15 protein-coding genes are annotated in these 21,320 nt (G+C 54.7%); 5 read left to right on the top strand and 10 right to left on the bottom strand.

Annotated features, from left to right (window positions below; translation table 11 throughout):
* Window positions 1-4 precede the first annotated feature (4 nt).
* The 3 genes from wecA to trxA form a co-directional block, all read right to left on the bottom strand.
* Window positions 5-1,084, bottom strand: a complete 1,080-nt coding sequence (gene wecA / locus AC6I77_RS00655; protein ID WP_003851958.1) for a UDP-N-acetylglucosamine--undecaprenyl-phosphate N-acetylglucosaminephosphotransferase — start codon at window positions 1,082-1,084, stop codon at window positions 5-7.
* 280 nt (window positions 1,085-1,364) lie between these two features.
* Window positions 1,365-2,624 (bottom strand): transcription termination factor Rho, encoded by a 1,260-nt coding sequence (gene rho / locus AC6I77_RS00650; protein WP_003851960.1) that lies wholly within the window; start codon window positions 2,622-2,624, stop codon window positions 1,365-1,367.
* Between the two features lie 351 nt (window positions 2,625-2,975).
* Window positions 2,976-3,308 (bottom strand): thioredoxin TrxA, encoded by a 333-nt coding sequence (gene trxA, locus AC6I77_RS00645; RefSeq protein WP_003851963.1) that lies wholly within the window; start codon window positions 3,306-3,308, stop codon window positions 2,976-2,978.
* A 117-nt stretch (window positions 3,309-3,425) separates the two neighbouring features.
* On the opposite strand from trxA, the gene rhlB reads away from it, so the two are divergent.
* Together rhlB and gppA are read left to right on the top strand one after the other, a co-directional pair.
* Window positions 3,426-4,718, top strand: a complete 1,293-nt coding sequence (gene rhlB, locus AC6I77_RS00640; RefSeq protein WP_003851965.1) for an ATP-dependent RNA helicase RhlB — start codon at window positions 3,426-3,428, stop codon at window positions 4,716-4,718.
* A gap of 6 nt (window positions 4,719-4,724) precedes the next feature.
* Window positions 4,725-6,209 carry a guanosine-5'-triphosphate,3'-diphosphate diphosphatase gene (gene gppA, locus AC6I77_RS00635; RefSeq protein WP_497816679.1) on the top strand — a complete coding sequence of 495 codons (1,485 nt, stop codon included), beginning with the start codon at window positions 4,725-4,727 and terminating at the stop codon, window positions 6,207-6,209.
* A 43-nt stretch (window positions 6,210-6,252) separates the two neighbouring features.
* On the opposite strand, the gene rep is transcribed toward gppA, so the two are convergent.
* The gene (rep, locus tag AC6I77_RS00630) at window positions 6,253-8,274 is read right to left on the bottom strand and encodes a DNA helicase Rep (RefSeq protein WP_003851968.1); all 2,022 of its coding nucleotides are present in this window, start codon (window positions 8,272-8,274) and stop codon (window positions 6,253-6,255) included.
* Between the two features lie 75 nt (window positions 8,275-8,349).
* Here rep and ppiC point away from each other — a divergent pair, with 75 nt between their 5' ends.
* A complete protein-coding gene (gene ppiC, locus AC6I77_RS00625) occupies window positions 8,350-8,631 on the top strand; it encodes a peptidylprolyl isomerase PpiC (protein WP_312545504.1) in 282 nt (93 codons plus the stop codon).
* Here ppiC and AC6I77_RS00620 read toward each other — a convergent pair whose 3' ends face one another.
* Window positions 8,632-10,692, bottom strand: coding sequence for an AsmA family protein (locus AC6I77_RS00620; RefSeq protein ID WP_497816678.1), 2,061 nt, complete (start codon window positions 10,690-10,692; stop codon window positions 8,632-8,634).
* A 63-nt stretch (window positions 10,693-10,755) separates the two neighbouring features.
* A complete protein-coding gene (gene pdeH / locus AC6I77_RS00615; protein ID WP_003851972.1) occupies window positions 10,756-11,529 on the bottom strand; it encodes a cyclic-guanylate-specific phosphodiesterase in 774 nt (257 codons plus the stop codon).
* Between the two features lie 279 nt (window positions 11,530-11,808).
* On the opposite strand from pdeH, the gene kdgK reads away from it, so the two are divergent.
* A complete protein-coding gene (kdgK, locus tag AC6I77_RS00610) occupies window positions 11,809-12,741 on the top strand; it encodes a 2-dehydro-3-deoxygluconokinase (RefSeq protein ID WP_110411748.1) in 933 nt (310 codons plus the stop codon).
* Window positions 12,742-12,837: 96 nt separating this feature from the next.
* On the opposite strand, the gene msbA is transcribed toward kdgK, so the two are convergent.
* Window positions 12,838-14,595: a lipid A ABC transporter ATP-binding protein/permease MsbA gene (gene msbA, locus AC6I77_RS00605; protein WP_497816677.1), complete on the bottom strand. Its 1,758-nt coding sequence runs from the start codon at window positions 14,593-14,595 to the stop codon at window positions 12,838-12,840.
* Window positions 14,596-15,077: 482 nt separating this feature from the next.
* On the opposite strand from msbA, the gene AC6I77_RS00600 reads away from it, so the two are divergent.
* Window positions 15,078-15,950: an alpha/beta hydrolase gene (locus AC6I77_RS00600; RefSeq protein WP_003851978.1), complete on the top strand. Its 873-nt coding sequence runs from the start codon at window positions 15,078-15,080 to the stop codon at window positions 15,948-15,950.
* A gap of 2 nt (window positions 15,951-15,952) precedes the next feature.
* Here the strand turns inward: AC6I77_RS00600 and AC6I77_RS00595 are convergent, their stop codons facing one another.
* The 3 genes from AC6I77_RS00595 to hmsP form a co-directional block, all read right to left on the bottom strand.
* The gene (locus AC6I77_RS00595) at window positions 15,953-17,443 is read right to left on the bottom strand and encodes a M16 family metallopeptidase (protein ID WP_008926420.1); all 1,491 of its coding nucleotides are present in this window, start codon (window positions 17,441-17,443) and stop codon (window positions 15,953-15,955) included.
* 246 nt (window positions 17,444-17,689) lie between these two features.
* Window positions 17,690-18,979: a dicarboxylate/amino acid:cation symporter gene (locus AC6I77_RS00590; RefSeq protein WP_003851983.1), complete on the bottom strand. Its 1,290-nt coding sequence runs from the start codon at window positions 18,977-18,979 to the stop codon at window positions 17,690-17,692.
* Window positions 18,980-19,204: 225 nt separating this feature from the next.
* Window positions 19,205-21,211: a biofilm formation regulator HmsP gene (gene hmsP / locus AC6I77_RS00585; RefSeq protein WP_375150737.1), complete on the bottom strand. Its 2,007-nt coding sequence runs from the start codon at window positions 21,209-21,211 to the stop codon at window positions 19,205-19,207.
* Between the last annotated feature and the right edge of the window lie 109 nt (window positions 21,212-21,320).

The raw sequence follows: 21,320 nt of genomic DNA, 5'->3' as shown, positions 1-21,320 counted from the left end.
GGGTTCATTTATTTTTTGCTTCGCGGTAATGGCTCAGGCGGCGCTTAATGCGCCGGATACGTCGCGCCACGCGCCACGCATGTTTCAGGCAGTAGCCGTAAACCATGAAAGCGCCAAGGAACAACAGCAGCATCACCCACTCCGGAATGAACGCCAGATATTCGCCCAGCACACCGATCCCGGCAAGGATGGCCGCAGCAACAGTGATCAGCACAAAGGCCTGACGTGAGGTGAAACCGGCGCGCATGATCAGATGGTGGATGTGCTGACGGTCAGCCGAGAACGGGCTCATGCCTTTACGCAGACGACGATACATAATCGCCACCATATCCATCAGCGGAATGGCAATAAGCCAGAGTGCGGTGACGGGGGTAATGGGATGGCTCAGGCCCTGCGTTGTTTCCAGCAGAATCCAGATAATGGTGAAACCGATCATGGTACTGCCGGCATCACCCATAAAGACTTTGAAGCGGCGGCCAAGGAAGCCAAGATTAAGCAGAATATAGGGCAGCGTGGCGGCAATCATCGCAAAACACCACATCGCAAGGCTGGTCTGGCCATCGAAGTAGAGGATGATTCCCATGGCGGCAAAGGTGACGGAGGAGAGGCCGCCCAGCAGACCATCGATGCCATCCACCATATTAAAGGCGTTGATTGCAGCCCAGACGGCAAACAGTGTCAGCACATAGCCAAAGGGGCCAACGATAAGCTCGAACGGGCCGACGATAAAGCCCAGGCTGAGCAGATAAAGTTTTGCGCCAAACATCATCACCAGCGCGACAATGGCCTGCACGACCGCGCGGAATTTGACGCTGATATCGAAACGGTCATCCAGTGCGCCAACCAGCACCAGCACCCCTGCGCAGCCCAGATAGAGCATCGCATGAGGCAAGTAATAGTTGGTGATGGCAAACGTAAAGCAGATACCTGCGAACACAGAAATGCCGCCCACCAACGGAATCGCGCCATGATGGCGTTTACGTGAGTTAGGCTTATCAACTAAACCAATTTTTTTAGCTGCTTTTCGAGCAAAAAAGAGGAAAGCCAGGGAAAAGAGAAAAATTAATCCAAGCTCAGTACTCATAGTGAGTAAATTCACGTTAAACGCTCTCAGCTAACATCCCGCACAACAATACGCGAAAAAACGCGCCGGTCGCTGTGTCGGATTCCGAATTCTGCATTAAGAGACAGACGAACGGTCAAAAGTTCGCCATCACTACCACAGTCATTATAAATGCTCCTGCCAGTGTTCAATCCTATAGCTCACAAATGAAAAACGCCACGTTGAGACGTGGCGTAAGGTCGATTTTCTGCGCATCTGGACTAAAAAAGCCGAATCTGTGCTTCGGCCTGGCAATCCCGGATTAAGAACGCTTCATCATGTCGAAGAATTCATCATTGGTTTTGGTCATCGCCAGCTTGTTGATGAGGAACTCCATTGCGTCGATTTCGCCCATTGGGTGAATAATCTTACGCAGGATCCACATCTTCTGCAGCTCTTCCTGAGAGGTCAGCAGCTCTTCTTTACGCGTACCAGAGCGGTTGTAATCAATCGCCGGGAAGACGCGTTTTTCAGCAATTTTACGGGCGAGATGCAGTTCCATGTTACCGGTACCTTTAAACTCTTCGTAAATCACTTCGTCCATCTTAGAACCGGTATCAACCAGCGCGGTCGCGATGATGGTCAGGCTACCGCCCTCTTCCACGTTACGTGCAGCACCAAAGAAACGCTTTGGACGATGCAGGGCGTTGGCATCCACACCACCGGTCAGGACTTTACCTGAAGCAGGAACCACGGTGTTGTAGGCACGCGCCAGACGTGTGATTGAGTCGAGCAGGATGATGACATCTTTCTTGTGTTCAACCAGACGCTTGGCCTTTTCGATCACCATTTCAGCAACCTGAACGTGGCGTGAAGCTGGCTCATCGAAGGTTGAAGCGATAACTTCGCCTTTCACCAGACGCTGCATCTCGGTCACTTCTTCCGGACGCTCATCGATCAGCAGCACCATCAGCACGCAATCCGGGTAGTTATACGCCAGGCTCTGCGCGATATTCTGCAGCAGCATGGTTTTACCGGCTTTCGGCGGTGCCACAATCAGACCACGCTGACCACGACCGATTGGCGAGGCCAGATCGAGTACGCGTGCGGTTAAATCTTCCGTTGAGCCATTACCCCGCTCCATACGCAGACGTTTATTTGCGTGCAGCGGCGTGAGGTTTTCGAACAGAATCTTATTACGCGCGTTTTCCGGCTTGTCGTAGTTAACTTCGTTAACTTTCAGCAGCGCAAAATAACGTTCACCTTCTTTTGGTGGACGGATTTTGCCAGAGATGGTGTCACCCGTGCGGAGGTTGAAACGGCGGATTTGGCTGGGAGAAACGTAGATATCATCGGGGCCGGCGAGGTAGGAGCTGTCTCCGGAACGGAGGAATCCAAATCCATCCTGAAGGATCTCCAGCACGCCATCACCGAAGATGTCTTCGCCGCTTTTTGCGTGTTGCTTCAGGATTGAAAAGATAATGTCCTGCTTGCGCATACGAGCCTGGTTTTCCAGTCCCATATTTTCGCCGAGAGTAATCAGCTCAGCAACCGGCGTATTCTTTAATTCGGTAAGATTCATAGTGATGGGTTCTTAAACTCGGGGTAATACTCGGAATGTTTGTCGTGAGTGGTATGGCAATTAATCCATGCCGTTAATGGCTCTTTTCGGCTCTTCCCGACGATCATCGTATGAAATGGCGATCGGTATGCAAGAAGGTGTCCGAATGTGATGCCAGAGTTGGAGCTAACCGTAAGATTGCTGAACCGTTCTACCTTTATAAGGTACAGGGCGACAGGGTTCAACAAGGGAAAACTTTAGATGCTAACTACAAGGTAAGTTCGTAATGCAGTATTGGTAACTTAGCACGCCTGAAAGTGAACGTCCAGCAGCAGGAGATAAATTCACCACTGCCAGACATTCAGTCCTGCATTACGCCAGATTGGCGTTCAGGAACTCTTTCAGCTGGCCTTTAGACAACGCGCCCACTTTGGTCGCGGCGACTTCGCCATTTTTAAACAGCAGCAGCGTCGGGATACCACGAATGCCATACTTCGGTGCCGTGCCTGGGTTATCGTCAATATTCAGCTTAGCGATGGTCAGCTTGCCATCATACTCTTCAGCAACTTCATCAAGGATTGGCGCGATCATTTTGCAAGGACCACACCATTCAGCCCAGAAATCTACCAGTGTAACGCCGTCGGCTTTCAGCACGTCGGTGTCGAAACTGTCATCAGTCAGATGAACGATTTTATCGCTGCTCATGTTTTACTCCACAAGATTATGCCTGGCGAATTGGCGTAAAATATACCAATGTTGGTTGACTTTATTTCATCGGATACGCTTTCGTAAAGCGATAGTAAGCTGATATTCTACCACACTATGAGCAAAACACACTTAACTGAACAGAAGTTTTCCGACTTCGCCCTGCACCCAAAAGTGGTGGAAGCCCTTGATACTAAAGGCTTTCAATACTGCACGCCGATTCAGGCGTTAGCTCTGCCTTTTACGCTTTCAGGGCGTGATGTTGCAGGCCAGGCGCAAACCGGTACCGGCAAAACGATGGCGTTTCTGACGTCAACGTTTCATCATCTTCTCTCTCATCCTGCGGCGGAAGGCCGTCAGGTTAACCAGCCACGGGCATTAATTCTTGCGCCGACGCGTGAACTTGCTGTGCAGATTCATGCAGATGCCGAACCCCTTACCGCCTCAACCGGCCTGAAACTGGGTCTCGCCTATGGCGGAGACGGGTATGACAAACAGCTGAAAGTGCTTGAGCAGGGCGTTGATATTCTGGTGGCAACCACCGGTCGCCTGATCGACTACGCGAAACAGAATCACGTTAACCTCGGTGCTATTCAGGTTATGGTGCTGGACGAAGCCGATCGCATGTTCGATCTCGGCTTTATTAAAGATATTCGCTGGCTGTTCCGTCGCATGCCGCCGGCTACCCAGCGTCTGAGCATGCTGTTCTCGGCCACCCTTTCTTATCGCGTCCGTGAACTGGCATTTGAGCACATGAACAGTGCTGAATATGTGGAAGTGGAACCGGAACAAAAAACCGGCCATCGCATTCAGGAAGAGCTTTTCTATCCGTCTAACGAAGAGAAAATGCGCCTGCTGCAGACCCTGCTGGAAGAAGAGTGGCCCGATCGCGCCATTATTTTTGCCAACACCAAGCACCGCTGTGAAGATGTCTGGGGCCACCTGGCTGCTGATGGACACCGCGTCGGCCTGCTGACCGGCGACGTTGCTCAGAAGAAGCGTCTGCGTATTCTGGATGACTTCACCAAAGGCGATGTAGATATTCTGGTCGCAACTGATGTTGCAGCTCGCGGCCTGCACATCCCGGCGGTAACCCACGTCTTTAACTACGATCTGCCAGACGACTGTGAAGATTATGTTCACCGTATTGGCCGTACCGGTCGTGCGGGCGCCAGCGGACACTCTATCAGCCTGGCCTGTGAAGAGTACGCGCTGAACCTGCCTTCGATTGAAGAGTACATTGGCCATAGCATCCCGGTCAGCAAGTACAGCAGTGAAGCGTTGTTAACTGATTTACCGCCGCCTAAGCGTCTGCAACGCAGTCGTTCCGGCAACGGCCCGCGTCGCGGGGGAAATAACGCCAATCGTCGCGGCGCGCCTCGCAACAACAACCGTAAACGTTCAGGTTAGGGCACCATGCTAAGCGCATCGTCACTTTATGCAGCGATTGATTTAGGATCTAACAGCTTTCATATGTTGGTGGTGCGCGAGGTATCTGGCAGTATTCAGACCATCGCAAAAATAAAGCGCAAGGTTCGCCTTGCTGCCGGCCTGGATAAAAATAACCTGCTGTCAGCCGATGCGATGTCGCGTGGCTGGCAATGCCTCAGACTCTTCTCTGAACAACTGCAGGATATTCCCCCCGATCAGATTCGCGTGGTGGCGACCGCCACATTGCGTCTGGCTGCCAATGCGCAGACCTTTCTTGATACGGCTCAACAGATTCTCGGCTGTACTATCAACGTTATCAGCGGTGAAGAAGAGGCGCGCCTGATCTATCAGGGCGTGGCCCACACCACGGGCGGGTCCGACCAGCGTTTAGTGGTCGATATCGGCGGCGGCAGCACCGAGCTGGCCACCGGCGATGGCTCACATGCTTCGGTGTTGTTTAGTCTGTCGATGGGCTGTGTGACGTGGCTGGAGCGCTTCTTCAGCGATCGTCACCTGGCCAAAGAGAACTTTGATCAGGCCGAACTGGCGGCGCGTGAGATGATCCAGCCCGTGGCAGCGCAACTGCGTGAACAGGGCTGGCAGGCCTGTGTCGGGGCATCCGGCACGGTTCAGGCACTGCAGGAGATCATGGTGGCGCAGGGCATGGATGAGCGCATCACGCTGAATAAACTGCAGCAGTTGAAGCAGCGCGCTATTCAGTGCGGCAAACTGGAAGAGCTGGAAATCGAAGGGCTGACGCTGGAGCGGGCGCTGGTCTTCCCCAGTGGCCTGTCGATCCTGATCGCCATCTTCCAGGAACTCAGCATTGATAGCATGACACTGGCGGGCGGCGCACTGCGGGAAGGACTGGTCTACGGCATGCTGCATCTGCCTATTGACCGCGATATCCGCACCCGCACGCTGCAAAACGTCCAGCGCCGTTTCAGCATCGATGTCGAACAGGCAGACCGCGTGCGTCAACTGGCAGAAAGTTTCTTCCGTCAGGTTTCTGCGCCGTGGAAGCTGGATCAGCGCTGCCGTGAGCTGTTGCTCAGCGCCTGCGCGATCCACGAAATCGGCCTGAGCGTCGACTTCCGTCATGCGCCACAGCACGCGGCGTATCTGGTCCGTCACCTCGACCTTCCCGGCTTCACACCGGCGCAGAAGAAGCTGCTGGCCTGTTTGCTGCAAAACCAGAGCGGTAGCATCGACCTGGCGTTGCTGACCCAGCAAAACGCCCTGCCGCCGCGTCTGGCGGAAAGGATGTGCCGTCTGCTGCGACTGGCGATTATTTTCTCCACCCGCCGTCGCGACGACACCCTGCCTGCTGTGCGGCTACAGGCAGACGACGATGCCCTGCATCTGACCCTGCCCGCAGGCTGGCTGGAAGCGCATCCGCTGCGCAGCGAACTGCTGGAGCAGGAAAGCCACTATCAGTCTTACGTCCACTGGTTGTTAACCCTGTCGTAATGGTACCCGTGTGAGGCGAAATGTCTTCGCCTCCTGCACCGGTTTAACTCTTTTTCGCCTTATCCAGCATCGCTCTCAGACCGGCGACACGGCTCTGTCCGGTTTTCATCCGCTCTTCCGCGCTGACCACTTTGCGCTCGGTCTCCCATTGCAAATCGTCCTGCGGCAGCTCCAGCAGAAAACGGCTGGGTTCAGGCCGGATTAACTCGCCATATTGCCGGCGTTCACGACACAGGGTAAAGGTCAGCTCTTTCTGCGCCCTGGTGATCCCGACGTAAGCCAGCCGTCGCTCCTCTTCGATATTGTTCTCATCAATGCTGCTCTGATGCGGCAACAGCCCCTCTTCCATGCCCACCAGGAACACATAGGGGAACTCCAGTCCTTTAGAGGCGTGCAACGTCATCAGCTGTACCTGATCCAGCTCTTCATCACTTTCACCGCGTTCCATCATGTCGCGCAGAGTAAAGCGCGTTACCACCTGCGCCAGCGTCATCGGCTCATCAATATCAGTGCCTTCCAGCATTTCTGTCATCCACTGAAACAGCGTGTTGACGTTCTTCATCCGCATTTCGGCGGCTTTCGGACTGCCGGAGGTTTCGAACAGCCAGCTTTCGTAGTCGATGCCGCGGATCAAATCGCGCACCGCATTCACGGGTTCACGTTCAGTGAGCTGGATAATCTCATTCAGCCAGTGGGTGAAGCGCTGCAGATGCTCCAGACCACGGCCACTTAGCGTCTGCCCCAGGCCGACATCAAAACTGGCATTAAACAGGCTCTTGCTGCGCAGATTGGCCCACTCACCGAGCTTCTGCAGCGTAGCCGGGCCAATCTCACGGCGCGGCGTATTGACGATACGCAGGAACGCGCTGTCATCTTCAGGATTGGTCAGCACGCGCAAATAGGCGAGCAGATCTTTGATCTCGGGTCGCGAGAAGAACGAAGTGCCACCAGAGATGCGATAAGGGATGCGGTTCTGCATCAGAAACTTTTCAAAGGTCCGTGACTGATGATTGCCGCGATAGAGGATCGCGTAATCTTTATACTGCGTCCGGTTGATAAAGTGATGTGCGATCAGTTCGCCGGTCACCCGTTCCGCCTCATGCTCTTCGCTGTTAGCGGTCAGCACTTTCAGCTCGCTGCCCTGCCCCAGTTCCGAAAACAATTTTTTTTCAAAGACGTGCGGGTTGTTAGCAATCAGGATATTCGCCGCCTTCAGGATGCGCTGCGAAGAGCGGTAGTTCTGCTCCAGCTTCACGACCTCCAGCGCAGGGAAGTCCTGATTCAGCAGCACCAGATTCTGCGGCCGCGCACCACGCCAGGAGTAGATGGACTGATCATCATCGCCGACCACCGTGAAGCGCGCCCGTGCGCCAACCAGCAGTTTAACCAGCTCATACTGACTGGTGTTGGTGTCCTGATACTCATCCACCAGCAGATAGCGGATACGCTGCTGCCAGCGTTCACGCACCTCCTGATTACGCTGCAGCAGCAGCGTCGGCAGCAGAATCAGGTCATCGAAATCGAGCACGTTGCACGACTTAAGATGCTGGCTGTAAAGGGCATAGCAGTGAGCAAAAATATTATCCTGTTGCGAACGCGCCAGCGCGGCGGCCCCCTGCGGATCGATCAGATCATTCTTCCAGTTCGAGATGGTGGAAATGAGTTGCTGTAACAGCGTCTTATCCTCTTCCAGCCACTCTTTGGTCAGCTCTTTCAGCAGCGCAAGCTGATCCTGATCGTCGAACAGGGAGAAGTTGGACTTCATGCCCAGCGCCGCGGTTTCGCGTTTGATGATCTCCAGTCCCAGCGTATGGAAGGTCGAAATCAGCAGGCCGCGCGCCTCTTTGCGGCCCAGGGTTTGCGCCACACGCTCTTTCATTTCGCGCGAGGCCTTATTGGTAAAGGTCACCGCAGCGATATGGCGCGCCTGATAGCCGCATTCACGAATCAGGTGGGCGATTTTATTGGTAATCACGCGGGTTTTGCCCGATCCCGCGCCCGCCAGCACCAGACAGGGACCGGTAACAAATTCGACGGCACGTTGTTGGCTGGGGTTTAAACGCATAGGAGAAATCGCCTGATTAGATCAAAAGAAAGGGGTTTATACTGGGCGGCAATTATACACAACCGAGATACCAACATGGCGAAAACCGCGGCGGCTTTACACATCCTCGTTAAAGAGGAAGCGCTGGCAAAAGAGATTCTGACGAAACTGGCGAAAGGCGGCAATTTTCAGGAGCTGGCAAAGAAGCACTCAACCTGTCCTTCCGGCCGGAAGGGTGGCGATCTGGGCGAATTCCGTCAGGGACAGATGGTACCGGCCTTTGATAAAGCGGTCTTTACCTGCCCGCTGCTGACGCCTTACGGGCCGGTAAAGACCGGCTTTGGTTATCACATTATCAAAGTGCTCTACCGCAACTAGTTACTTCTTCTGCTTCATCTGCTGCAGGACGGTGCTGCACTGGTTATCTTCGTTATCACTTGGAGAGATCAGTGCCAGCAGCGCCGCTGCAGGACCTACGACCGCGCCCAGCGCCACGGCAGCGGCACCACGCGCCAGCAGTGGCCCCGTTTTCACGCCCGCATCAGGATTTTTAAAGGTGCCGCGCACATAGAGCGGCGAGCGCAGCGTCACGATGCGAATGCCTTTACTCTCCGGATTCACCGACAAATCAAGCCGCTCGCTGGCGAAGTTTGCGTTGCCGGAGACATTGATAATCGCGTTCTCGGTGTCAAACACAAACAGGTTGGGCGTTGCCACACCATTCTGCAGTTTGAGATCGGTGGCGGCGCAGTTGATGCGCACCTGGTCATCGCCAAACAGTTTACCCACCACATAGTTACCGACATTGAGACCGGCAATTTCCATCAGGCTGCGGCTGATCAGACCGTCATTCATCAGCAGCTTAAGTTGCCCGTTACTGGTTCCCAGCAGGTCGGCCACTGAGTTACCGGTGCCGGTAAAGCTGGCATCGCCATTGAGCTGACCACGGCTGTTCTTCATCGCCTCCACCGTCGGGAAGAGCTGACGCAGTTGCAGCTTACGAACATGAAGGTCAACCCGACCGCGCATTGGCGAGTGATCACCCTCCAGCCGGATAGTGCTGTTGAGATTGCCGCCCGCTACACCAAAGCGCAGCGGGTCCAGCAGCAGATCGCCGTTTTTCATCTGTAAGTGGGTATAGAGATCGCTTAACGGCAGTGAATTACTGTGTTCGATCCGTTTGCCGCTGAACTTCACGTCGGCATCCATCACATCCCAGTTTTTGGTCTCGAATTTATCATGCGGCAGCACGCGATCAGCAGGCTGGTTCGATTTCTCACCGCGACGCGCTTTGGCCTGCGCGGTTTTTTCACTGCCTTTACCGGAGTCCACGCCAATGAGTGGACCCAGATCGGCCATACGCAGTTGCTCAGAGGTCATTTCGCCGCTGAGCGTCGGGCGAGGTTTGACCTGGCGGTAGATCAGCGAGCCATGAATATCGCTGTCACCAATGTGACCATTGAATTTCTCATAGCGGTAGACCGCGCCCTTTTTACCATTGAATTTCGCTATCAGATGGCCGTCAGTTTCATAAGGCGGTGTGTCAGGCAACAGAACACCGGTCAGGCCATAAAGATTAGCCAGCGTATCGCCCGAGAAGCGTAGTCGCACGTTAAGCCCGCCGAGGTTCATTGGATCCTGCAAACCGCCAGTCACCTGAACCCGCGTGGTGCCGTTGCGCACATCGGCCTGAATCGGGAAGGGGGTGTTCTGGCTTCGCAATGACAGCATGCCCCCAATCTTGCCGTCGCCAGTGAGTTTCTCGTTGTTGTAGGTGCCGCTGGCCTGCCAGCCAAAGACAAAGTCGCCTGCGCCTTTCTGCTGGTCATCGCCTCCGGCGATCTGCGTATACGGCACCGGTTTGCCCAGTGGATTGACCTGTACCGTGACATCGGCGCGGTTAATGGCGTCGCGATAACGAATCTGGCCCTGATCAAACAGAATATTATCCAGACGGAAGGACCAGGCCGATGGCGCGGCATTCTTCTCATCCTTGTCGCTGTCAGCAAGGGTAAAGGTCCAGTTGTTCTTTTTATCGGCGGTCTGGATCAGTCGCGCATCGGGTCGCTGCAGCTTAATCCACGGGATGAACAGCTCTTTATGCAGTAACGACAGGGGTGACAGCGTGGCGTCGACACGCTGCAGATGCACCATGGTGACGTCAGAAATGTCAGGCGGGTTGCCCAGCATAATATCTTCCGCATGGATCTGCGGCCACGGCACCCAGCGCCGCCAGCCTGCCTCGTCGCGATTTCGTGCCCAGTCGATGCCCAGATCCCCGCGTATCGCAAAGGGACGGTTTAATTCTGTTGAGACTTTCTGATTAATGGTGGGCTTCAGGCGGTTCCAGTCAAAGGTAGCGATCACAACGATAATCACCACAATCAACAGCACCAGAATACCTGCTACCCAGCTGACGATTTTCCCGGTACGCGACATTACGCTTTCTCCTTGCACATTCACGGTCTGCGTTAAAGATAGTCGAGACCACGAGCAACGGCATCAGGGAAGCTGGAGAGTGAGGTGATTCAATTCAGAAAAGGGGACGGGACGCGAAAAGTAATAGCCCTGTGCAGCAATCGCAGGCGACGCTTTGACCTGCTGCCACTGCGCTTCCGTTTCCACCCCTTCAACAATGACACCGTTACAGTAACGATTAATCAGCGCAAGCAGCATCGAAAAGAGACTCCGCCCTTCATCCGTCGTGCCCAGCATAATAAACAGGTCGCGCGACAGCTTGATGTAATCATATTTCAGTTCAGTCAGCGCTGAGAAATTTGCCATACCTGAACCAAAATCATCCAGCCACAGCGGCCCCAGTTCCGGTATTTTCGCCACTTTCTCCTCCTGCGGCAGCGCCTGATGCTCGGTGAGCTCAAACCGTATCCAGGGCAGCTGGGCAATCAGGCGGCGAATGGCGGGTCGTTGCTGAATGGCGAGCAGTGAAGGACCGTCTATGTTGACCGAAGCGACCATATCACTGCGCTTAAAAAATTCGCTCCATTCTGCCAGCAGTTCAAGCTGCTCATGCACGACATCCAGGCGCCGGGCAATATCGAGTCCGGCAAACCAGGCTTCAGGCGAAAGATTCCGTTCCGGTTCAGAAGGATGCGACACGGCAGTCAGGAGTTCAATGGCAAGTAATTGACCGGTAACCCGGTAGATGGGCTGAAACCGATAGCGTCGATGACATTGTTGCCAGAAGAGCGGGGTTTCCGGGTGGAGTTTAAGGTCGTTTGAAGACGGCAGCCATTGGCTAATACTCTCCATCACCATGCTATTTCCCTGAGTGGTAACAAGTCCCCAAAATGGGTGACTGAGCGATTATCAAAAGTGCCTGTGATATTAAGATGAACGGCATGGCAATATAAAACGGCGAGTTTATCAGCCGTCTCGCTAACATAATCGGCTAAACAAGCCGACGTTAGCCGCGTTTATCTGCCAGATCGAGGCTGTTTCATGCCTTAAGTTAAATTAAAACGGCGTTTTAAAATCATTGACGTCTGCCATACCAGACGCGAGACTAGGACGATATTTCACTACAGGTCTGAAACCATGACGCACAAGAAAATCGCCATTATTGGCGAATGCATGATTGAGCTGTCCGAAAAGGGTGAGAACATCAAACGGGGCTTTGGCGGCGATACGCTTAACACGGCAGTTTATCTCGCCCGCCAGGTCGATGAGCAGCAGTTGCGGGTCGATTATGTCACTGCGCTGGGAACGGATTCGTTCAGCGATCAGATGATCGCCGCCTGGCAGCAGGAGAAGGTGAATACGGACCTGATCCAGCGCCTCGATAATAAGATGCCGGGCCTGTATGTGATTGAAACGGATGCCGATGGCGAGCGTACTTTCTGGTACTGGCGCAGCGATGCTGCGGCGCGTTACTGGCTTGATAGCCCGCAATCTGAGGAGATAGCCGGGCAATTGTCGCACTACGATTATCTCTATCTCAGCGGCATCAGTCTGGCTATTCTGCCGCCGTCCAGCCGTGAGAAGCTAATGACGCTACTGGCCCGTTGCCGGGCAAATGGCGGCAAGGTGATTTTTGATAATAACTACCGCCCGCGTTTATGGGCCGATCGCGCCAGTGCGCAGGCTGCATATCGCGCCATGCTGAACTGTACCGATATCGCCTTCCTGACACTGGATGATGAGCATCTGCTGTGGGGCGAAGCGCCGCTGGAAGAGGTTATCGCACGAACCCGTCAGGCGGGCGCCAGCGAAATCGTGATTAAGCGCGGTGCCGACTCCTGTCTGGTGGTCACCGGCGATGCGCCGCTGATTGATGTGCCTGCGGTGCGTCTGGCGAAAGAGAAAGTGATCGATACGACTGCTGCCGGTGATTCATTCAGTGCCGGGTATCTGGCGCGCCGTCTGACCGGGGCTTCTGCGGAGGAAGCCGCGCAGCGTGGGCATCTGACAGCCAGTATCGTGATTCAGCATCGCGGCGCGATAATTCCGGCAGCGGCGATGCCTGAATGATGCTGTAGCCGTTAGCGTCGTGAAGATCGATCGGCGAATGGTGATGACGAAAATGCGCCCGGAGGCGCATTTTTTAGCTTCTGGCATTCACACCTCTTACGCACACAGCGGCTGGCTGAACTGCATCTTATAGAGCCGTGTATACGCGCCGTTCTTCTGCAGGAGCTGCTGATGCGAGCCGCGCTCCACAATCCTCCCCTCTTCTACCAGCAGAATTTCATCGGCCTTTTCAATGGTTGAGAGCCGGTGAGCGATGATCAGCGTGGTCCGGTTCTGCTGCAGCGTCTCCAGCGCAGACTGAATGGCGCGTTCAGATTCGGTATCCAGCGCCGAGGTCGCCTCGTCGAGGATCAGAATTGGACTGTCGCGCAGCAGGGCGCGGGCAATCGCGATGCGCTGGCGCTGCCCACCCGACAACAGCACCCCGTTCTCCCCAATCACTGTATCCAGTCCGTTATCCATTTTATTAATGAATTCCATAGCATGGGCCATCTGTGCCGCCTTTTCGATTGCTTCACGGCTGAAGACGTCGGTACGGGCATAAGCGATGTTGTTGGCGACCGTGTCGTTGAAGAGGTGAACGTGCTGAGAGACCAGTGCCACCTGCTCACGCAGCGAGGCCAGGGTGTAGTCACGCAGCGCATGACCATCCAGCAAAATCTCTCCGCTGTCGATGTCGTAAAAGCGTGTCAGCAGGCTGGCGAGAGTCGATTTACCCGAACCGGAACGGCCCACCAGCGCCACAGTTTTACCGGCGGGAATGGTCAGGTTAATATGCTCCAGCGCGGGCGTTTCCGATCCCGGATAGGTAAAGGTGACATCGCGAAATTCTATATTGCCGGTCGCGCGTTCAATCACGTATGTTCCTTCATCTTTTTCCTGTTCAGTATCCAGGATGGCAAACAGTGTCTGACAGGCAGCCATACCGCGCTGGAACTGGGCGTTAACGTTAGTCAGTGACTTTAACGGACGCATCAGCATCAGCATGGCGGAAAACACCGCACTGATAGAACCCGCCGTCAGTGTGGCCATCACAGAGGGAAAACTCGCCGCATAGAGCACAAAGGCGAGCGCAGAGGAGGCGAGCAGCTGAATAATGGGATCGGAGAGCGAGGTCGCTGAGACCATTTTCATCCCCTGACGACGCATGTTGTTGCTGACCTGTTCGAAGCGGGTCGTCTCGACCTGCTGGCCGCCGAACATCAGTACCTCTTTATGACCTTTCAGCATCTGCTCTGCATGAGACGTTACCTGCCCCATGGTGTTCTGCATGTTCTTGCTAATACCGCGAAAGCGCCTGGAGACGATGCGAATCGCCAGCGACACAATGGGTGCCAGCACCAGCAGGATCAGGGAAAGCTGCCAGCTGTAGTAGAACATCATCACAAACAGGCCAAGAATAGAGGCTCCCTCACGGACCACCGTCACCAGCGAACCGGACGAAGAGGAGGCGACCTGTTCGCAGTCGTAGCTGATACGGGAGAGCAACGTGCCGGTTGATTGCTGATCAAAAAAAGCCACCGGCATGCCCATCATATGGCTGAACAGTCGACAACGCAGGGCCATGACCACTTTGCCTGATACCCAGGAGATACAGTAACTGGAGATATAGCCGCTCACACCGCGGACCAGGATCAGCCCGATAATCACCAGCGGCATCCAGATCAGAATGCCGTGGTTATTCCTGCCAATCACATCGTCAAGCAGCGTCTTCAGCAACGTCAGCATCAATGGATCGATTGCAGCGTTGACGATCAGGGCGACACCCGCAACCACCAGCCCCAGTCTGAAGGGAGAAATCGTCGGCCACAAACGAGAGAAGGTTTGCCGGGTAGAGAGATCGTTATCAAACATGGAATTCATCTTACCGTTGTGAATGAACGGCTGATGTTATGTTAAACCTCATCAACCAACAGGAAACTGCCCGACGCTGAACATTCCCAAATGAGACTGGCACTTAAGCCCCTGCAGCGAAGTGAACGTGATTCTGGCGGTAAAATCATTATGCTGTCTGAACAGCACACAGCGTGATATCCGGTAAATTTTGGCTAACAAAGCGAGCCATGCCAGCCATTTACCTTAAGCTGCAAATTCGTGGTTAATGACGGACTTCCAGCGGCATCCCTCTTCAACCCGCCTTATAATTTATTGATTAAAATTAATCATTTATATAAATGGATCCACCACCAGGCATAGTCCGAATCTGGTCAGATTTGCCCTTTTCGGATGGACGACCGCCTGAAAAAAGACCATCTTTTAATCAAAAGACAGCAGGACGCTGTTCTCTCCGGCCGCGAACAAAACAATTAAAATATTCCCCGCATCAGGATCTATTTATGCACACAGAAATTATTAATATCTGGCCACACGGTGATGCGCCAGGCGCCAGCGATTCGCGCGCAGAGCCGCAGATCGTCGATATGGCAAAAGAGTATGAGCCTTACGATCGCGCAGCGACCGGCGTACGTTGCCCTGAGATGGCGATCTGGCATCCGGTCGAATCAAACGGGATTACCCTGCTGGTTGCACCGGGTGGTGGCTATCAGCGCGTGATGATTGATCGTGAAGGCAGCGCCCTGGCCACCTTCTTTACATCGATGGGTTACACCCTGGCGGTTATGACCTATCGCCTGCCCTATGATGGACATCATGAAGGTCCCGACGCGCCATTGGCCGATGCGCAGCGTGCGGTTCGCGTCCTGCGTGAACGGGCACAGCGTGGCCTGAACGGTAAATACATTGTGATGATGGGCTTTTCGGCGGGCGGCCACGTGGCAGCCAGTCTGGGAACGCGTTTCGCAGAGAAACTCTATCCGGTGCAGGATGGCGCAGAAAACTTCTCGCCGCGTCCGGATGCGATGGTACTGGTTTATCCGCTGATCAGCATGCGTGATGGCATTGCCCATGAGGGTGCCAGAACCCGCCTGCTGGGTGCGTGGCCGGATCAGAAAACCATTGAAGCCTATTCAATGGAAACCCGTGTTCATCCGCTGGTGCCACCGACACTGTTGATCCACGCCGCCGACGATGATGATGTCTCGGTGAATCACAGCATGGCGTTTTTTGGCGCGCTGCGTGAGCATAAGGTGCCGGCAGAGGTGCATTTCTATCAGAAAGGCGGGCACGGATTTGGTATCCGTGGCGTGGCAGATTTGCCCCTCGCCAGCTGGCCGATGTTAGTGACCGAGTGGCTCAGGGCAAAAACCTGACGTTAAGCGGCGGGCGGAACGTCTTTGACGTTGCTATCCGGCGGGCTGGCTTCATTGCTGGTCGCCGGTGCCGTTGCCGGTGACATTACTTTGTCCCAGCTCTCCTGCAGGCTCTTCACGTTAGTTTCCGCTTCGCCTTCCGGCTGAATCAGAACCATCATCAGTTCCTGCGTCAGCTGCTGGCGCAGCTCCTGGTTCAACTGTTCACGGGTCAGGCCGGCCAGGAAAGTCTGACGCAGCTTCTGATACTGCTCAGGCGCAATATCGACCACGGCGTTCTGCTGAGATCGCAGGCGCTGGCTCATCAGCACATCGGTATCGGTGCGGGCATAGGTGGTAAAGAGCTTATTCAGCTCCAGCAGCTTCTGCGCCATCAGCGCATCAAACTCCTCCTGCGGAATGCCTTTATCACGCACGTTCGCCAGCTCGCGCGCCACCAGATTCATATTCTGCGCCAGGTTGTCGTTGCGCCCGTCCATGTTGATCGAGCACTGCGCACGCTGATAGAGCACGCGGCAATCAAATCCTACCTGGATGCCCTGCGCCTTGCTGTCGCTGAGTGCACGCTGGACATGCCAGAACAGCGCTTCACGGGCCAGGTCGCCCTGCCAGTAACGTTGCAGATTCTGGGAGTCCCGAATCGGTTGCCACGGCGTATCCCACACCAGTGAGAGACGATCCTGCGTCATGTTGCTGCTCACCAGATTCACCGGCTCGTGCGGCAGCGGCGACAGGGTGGGCAGAGGTGCAGGCGTTTCACGTTTCCCGGTTAGCGCCGAGAAGGTTTTGTTGATCTGCTCAGAAAGGTTCCGGCTATCAACATTGCCAACAACGTAGAGCGTCATCGCATCAGGGGTGTACCACTGATGATAAAAATCGTTGAGCTGGGTTAAATCGACGGGTGCGCGCGGCTGCGCGGCGGGATCGTGCGCCAGCAGCGCAGAGCCCTTCAGGCGGTAGCGCCACCAGACATCCTGCGAATCTTTCGGCCAGGTCGCCACCGGATCGGAGGCGGCCAGCGCAGTGTTGACCACCTGTTCGGTGATAGCCATATTGCCCGCCGTGGCCGCCAGCCAGTTCAGTGCTTCTTTCAGCAGTTCGGGACGGTTATTCGGCAGACTCAGATTATATTGGGTGGAGTCATAGGAGGTAATGACAGGCGGCAGCGGACGCTGTGGATCCATCGCCTGTTGCCATAGCGCGCGTTGCTGGTTGTTATCAAGCGCGGTGTTATGCACCATCGCCAGGCGCGACAGCAGATGACTGAAGCCCGTCTGTTGCGCACTCTCTACCAGCGAACCGGTATTCACCACCAGCCGCAGTTCAATGCGGTCGCTGGGGCGTTGCGGTGTGGCCAGTAACTGCCAGTTAAATCCATTATCCAGCTTGCCTTCCTGCCAGGCCGGATCCGGTTGCAGCGTTTCTGCCTGGAGACCAAAGCTGCTTGCCAGCACTAATCCACCAACCAAAAGCCGAATTCTGGTGCCCTGCATGTGAACCCCTACTCAAATAATTCAAATATTGTTATCACTGGCGCATATTGCCGCTGTTATTAACGAATCGGCTGGCGCCGAATCGCGCTGTTATCCAACAACAAAGTGTTTGACCACAGGAAGCTCAGGATGTCGCGTAACGAAGTGAAAAACGTCAAAAAAAACAAGTGGGGTTTATTATGCAAATGCCCGCTGTCAGGGCAAGCGACAGCGGGCATTTGTGGGGATTTAAGTTAAATTCAATGATTAAATTGAAGATTCAGTCGCTTTATTCTCTTTATTTCGGCCTGCCAGCGTATCGGTCAGCTGTTTATGATCCAGCTGGTCGACCCATTTCGCCACCACCACGGTCGCTACACCGTTACCAATCAGGTTAGTCAGCGCACGGGCTTCGGACATAAAGCGGTCAATACCGAGAATCAACGCCAGACCCGCCACCGGCAGATGGCCCACCGCAGAGAGCGTCGCCGCCAGCACGATGAATCCACTTCCGGTTACCCCCGCCGCACCTTTGGAAGAGAGCAGCAGCACCACCAGCAGCGTAATCTGATGGAAGATATCCATGTGCGCATTGGTCGCCTGAGCAATAAATACCGCCGCCATGGTCAGGTAAATCGAGGTGCCGTCCAGGTTAAAGGAATAGCCGGTGGGAATCACCAGCCCGACCACCGATTTCTTGCAGCCCAGCTTCTCCATCTTATCCAGCATGCGCGGCAGCGCAGATTCGGAAGAGGAAGTCCCCAGCACAATCAGCAGCTCTTCTTTTATGTAGGCGATAAACTTGAAGATGCTGAACCCGGCAAACAGACGCGCAATCAGCCCCAGCACAATCACCACAAACAGAATACAGGTGATATAGAAACAGATAATCAGCTGGCCGAGTTGCACCAGTGAACCCACGCCATATTTACCGATGGTGAACGCCATTGCGCCAAATGCCCCTATCGGTGCCAGACGCATGATCATATTGATAATGCCGAAAATCACTTTTGAGAAATTTTCAATCACGTTGAAAATCAGCGTGCCGGTGTTACCCAGACGATGCAGGGCAAAACCAAACAGAATGGCAAACAGCAGTACCTGCAGAATGTTGCCGCTGGCAAAGGCGCCAATCACGCTGTTGGGGATAATATCCAGCAGGAAAGCGACGACACCCTGTTGCTCAGCCTGCTGCGCGTACATCGCCACAGCTTTGGCATCCAGCGTGGCAGGATCAACGTTCATCCCGGCACCTGGCTGCACCACGTTCACCACGATCAGGCCGATAAGCAGCGCGATGGTGCTGACAATTTCAAAATAGAGCAGCGCAACCGCACCGGTCCGTCCTACCGCTTTCATGCTTTCCATGCCAGCGATGCCGGTCACCACGGTACAGAAAATGACCGGGGCGATAATCATCTTGATTAACTTAACAAAGGCATCTCCCAGCGGCTTCATCTGGGTCCCTAACTCCGGGTAAAAATGGCCTAACAAAACGCCGATGCCAATCGCCATCAGCACCTGGAAATAAAGGCTTTTAAAAAGTGAGGTTTTCATAAACAGGTGTCCACTAACGCCGTGAGGTGATGTTGTCGGATTCGTTATTGTGACTGTCAGGCAACAGAGGTAGCGCCTGACAGTAACCCGAAAATAACACTCTGTTTACGTGATTAATACAGGGTGACAAACGCCCAGGAAACCCTGGGATCGTAATTCTGAACTGAAACGCTTCAGCAAGGGGTTTTGTAACTAAAATTCTCGCAAAATCAATGAATCAGGCAATTATTGCGGCAGTGAGGAGTTTTCAATCCACGCCTGATTAAATCGGGTCAGAGGCAGGGCTTCAGCGTAGAGATAGCCCTGCCCGATAGCGATACCGCGCGCCAGAAGCCAGTCGCGCTGCTCGGCTGTTTCCACGCCTTCGGCAATCACTTCAAGGTGGATAATCTCGGCGATAGCCGCGACGATACGGACCATTGTGTCGTCATGCGGTAGCGCCGCCACGAAGCTGCGATCCATCTTCAGCTTGTTTACCGGCAACGCTTTCAGCTGATGCAGATAGTTCAGGTTGGAGTAGCCCATGCCAAAATCATCCAGGGCCACGGCGACGCCGGTCTGCTGCAACAGGCGCAGCATCGACATCGCCTGTTCTGCATCATCAAGCTGAGCGGTCTCTGTCACTTCCAGCACCAGCGTGTCGGGTGCGATGCGGTGGCGCGTCAGCAGGGCTTGCAGATGAGAGACCACGCCGGTGTCCCGCAGTTGCACAGCGGAAATATTCACACTCAGCGGCAGCATAATGCCCTGGCGCTGCCAGCCAGCCAGAATGCGGCACGCCTCTTCAAACACCCAGCGACCTATCGCGCTAATCACGCCAATCTCTTCGGCGCTGGCAATAAATTCTTCGGTAAGACCATAACTGCCGTCTGGCTGGCGCATGCGCAACAGGGCTTCGGCGCCGGTTAACGCGCCGGTCCGCATATCGACCTGCGGTTGCAGGTAAAGCGCGAACTGATCATCATGCAGACCCTGCAGGATGTCATGCTCCTGAGTCAGACGCTTCTGCGCGCGCTCAGTCAGTGCGGCATCAAAGAACAGGATCTGATTTTTGCCCTGATGACGGGCCGACATCATCGCCGACGTCGCGCGGTCAAGCAGCTCATTCGCGCTCAGCGGCTGATCCTCATGCAGCGCCAGACCGATGCTGAGATTTGGGCGCAGCTGGAGCTGATGGAGGTTAACCGGCTGATTAAGGCGAATCATCAGATTACGCGCCAGACGCAGCGCGCGGAACGGATTGCTTGCACGCTTCATTAGCAGGACAAAATCGCTGGTCCCGGTCTGCGCCAGCAAAGTATGGTCGTCCAGGGTATTACGGATCTTCTCCACCAGCGTCAGCATCAGTGTATCGCGCTGCTCATCGCTGAGTACGCCGTTAGCTTCCTGGAGGGTTTCAATGCGGATGACCATCAGACCCAGTGACTGTTCAGGCATGCGCATGCACTGATCGACCAGCGCCAGAAACAGAGTGCGGTTGGGCAGATCGGTGACGGGAAAATGGGTCGTCAGCCGGCTCATCTCATCATGGATTGACTCCAGCACCTGCTGATTGCGGTTGTAGCTACGGACCAGCATACCGATTTCATCATCACGGTGGCTCTGCGGTAGCGACAGCTTGTGCGTCAGAATCGACTGGGGCGGCAGCTCCTGCAGTTCGCGAGAGAGATTGCGCAGCGGATGCACCACCAGCCGGTTAATGCACCAGCTGATCGCCACGGAAAGAATCAGCGCCAGCAACAGATAGGTGATAATCATGGTCGAGAGCGTGCTGAGGATAAACTGGTAGACGCGCGTCGAGTTAGCCTGCAACACCAGATAGGCCAGCGGCTTCGGCATCCCGGTATTTTCGACTGAATAGAGCGGCAGGGTAATCTGTACCGGCAGCTCAAACAGGCGGGCGACCAGACGCGGCACCGGTTTTTCCACCTCGAAATCGGCATGCAGTGCCTGGAACGCATTCGGCAGCACCACATCGGCGCGCGATAAAATACCGGCCGGTTTCAGGGAGTGAAGAATACGTTCGGCCTGAGGAATATCGGCGCGCAGCACCGCTTCCGACAGCGGCTGACGGACGGTGTGCGCGATATTCTCCATCTGCTGGGCGTAGTCAATTCTGCGCTGCTGCACAAAATGAAACAGTTGGATGACGATAAAGATACTGATGGTGATAACCGCAACCAGCGAAACTGTCGCCATCTGCTTTATCGTAAGTGACCGGCTTACGCGCAAAAATTCTCTCCTGACGATGAAAAAAGCCCAGATAGCAGACAGTACAATGCCCGCCAGTATATCCCATAAACTGACTTTTTTACCGTCTGAAAAGTCCGGCTTTTTCCCG

Source organism: Pantoea sp. X-Soil-ISGK-259 (genome assembly GCF_059730705.1).
The sequence above is the reverse complement of the archived record's forward strand: the minus strand, read 5'-3'. Positions and strand labels throughout refer to the sequence as shown.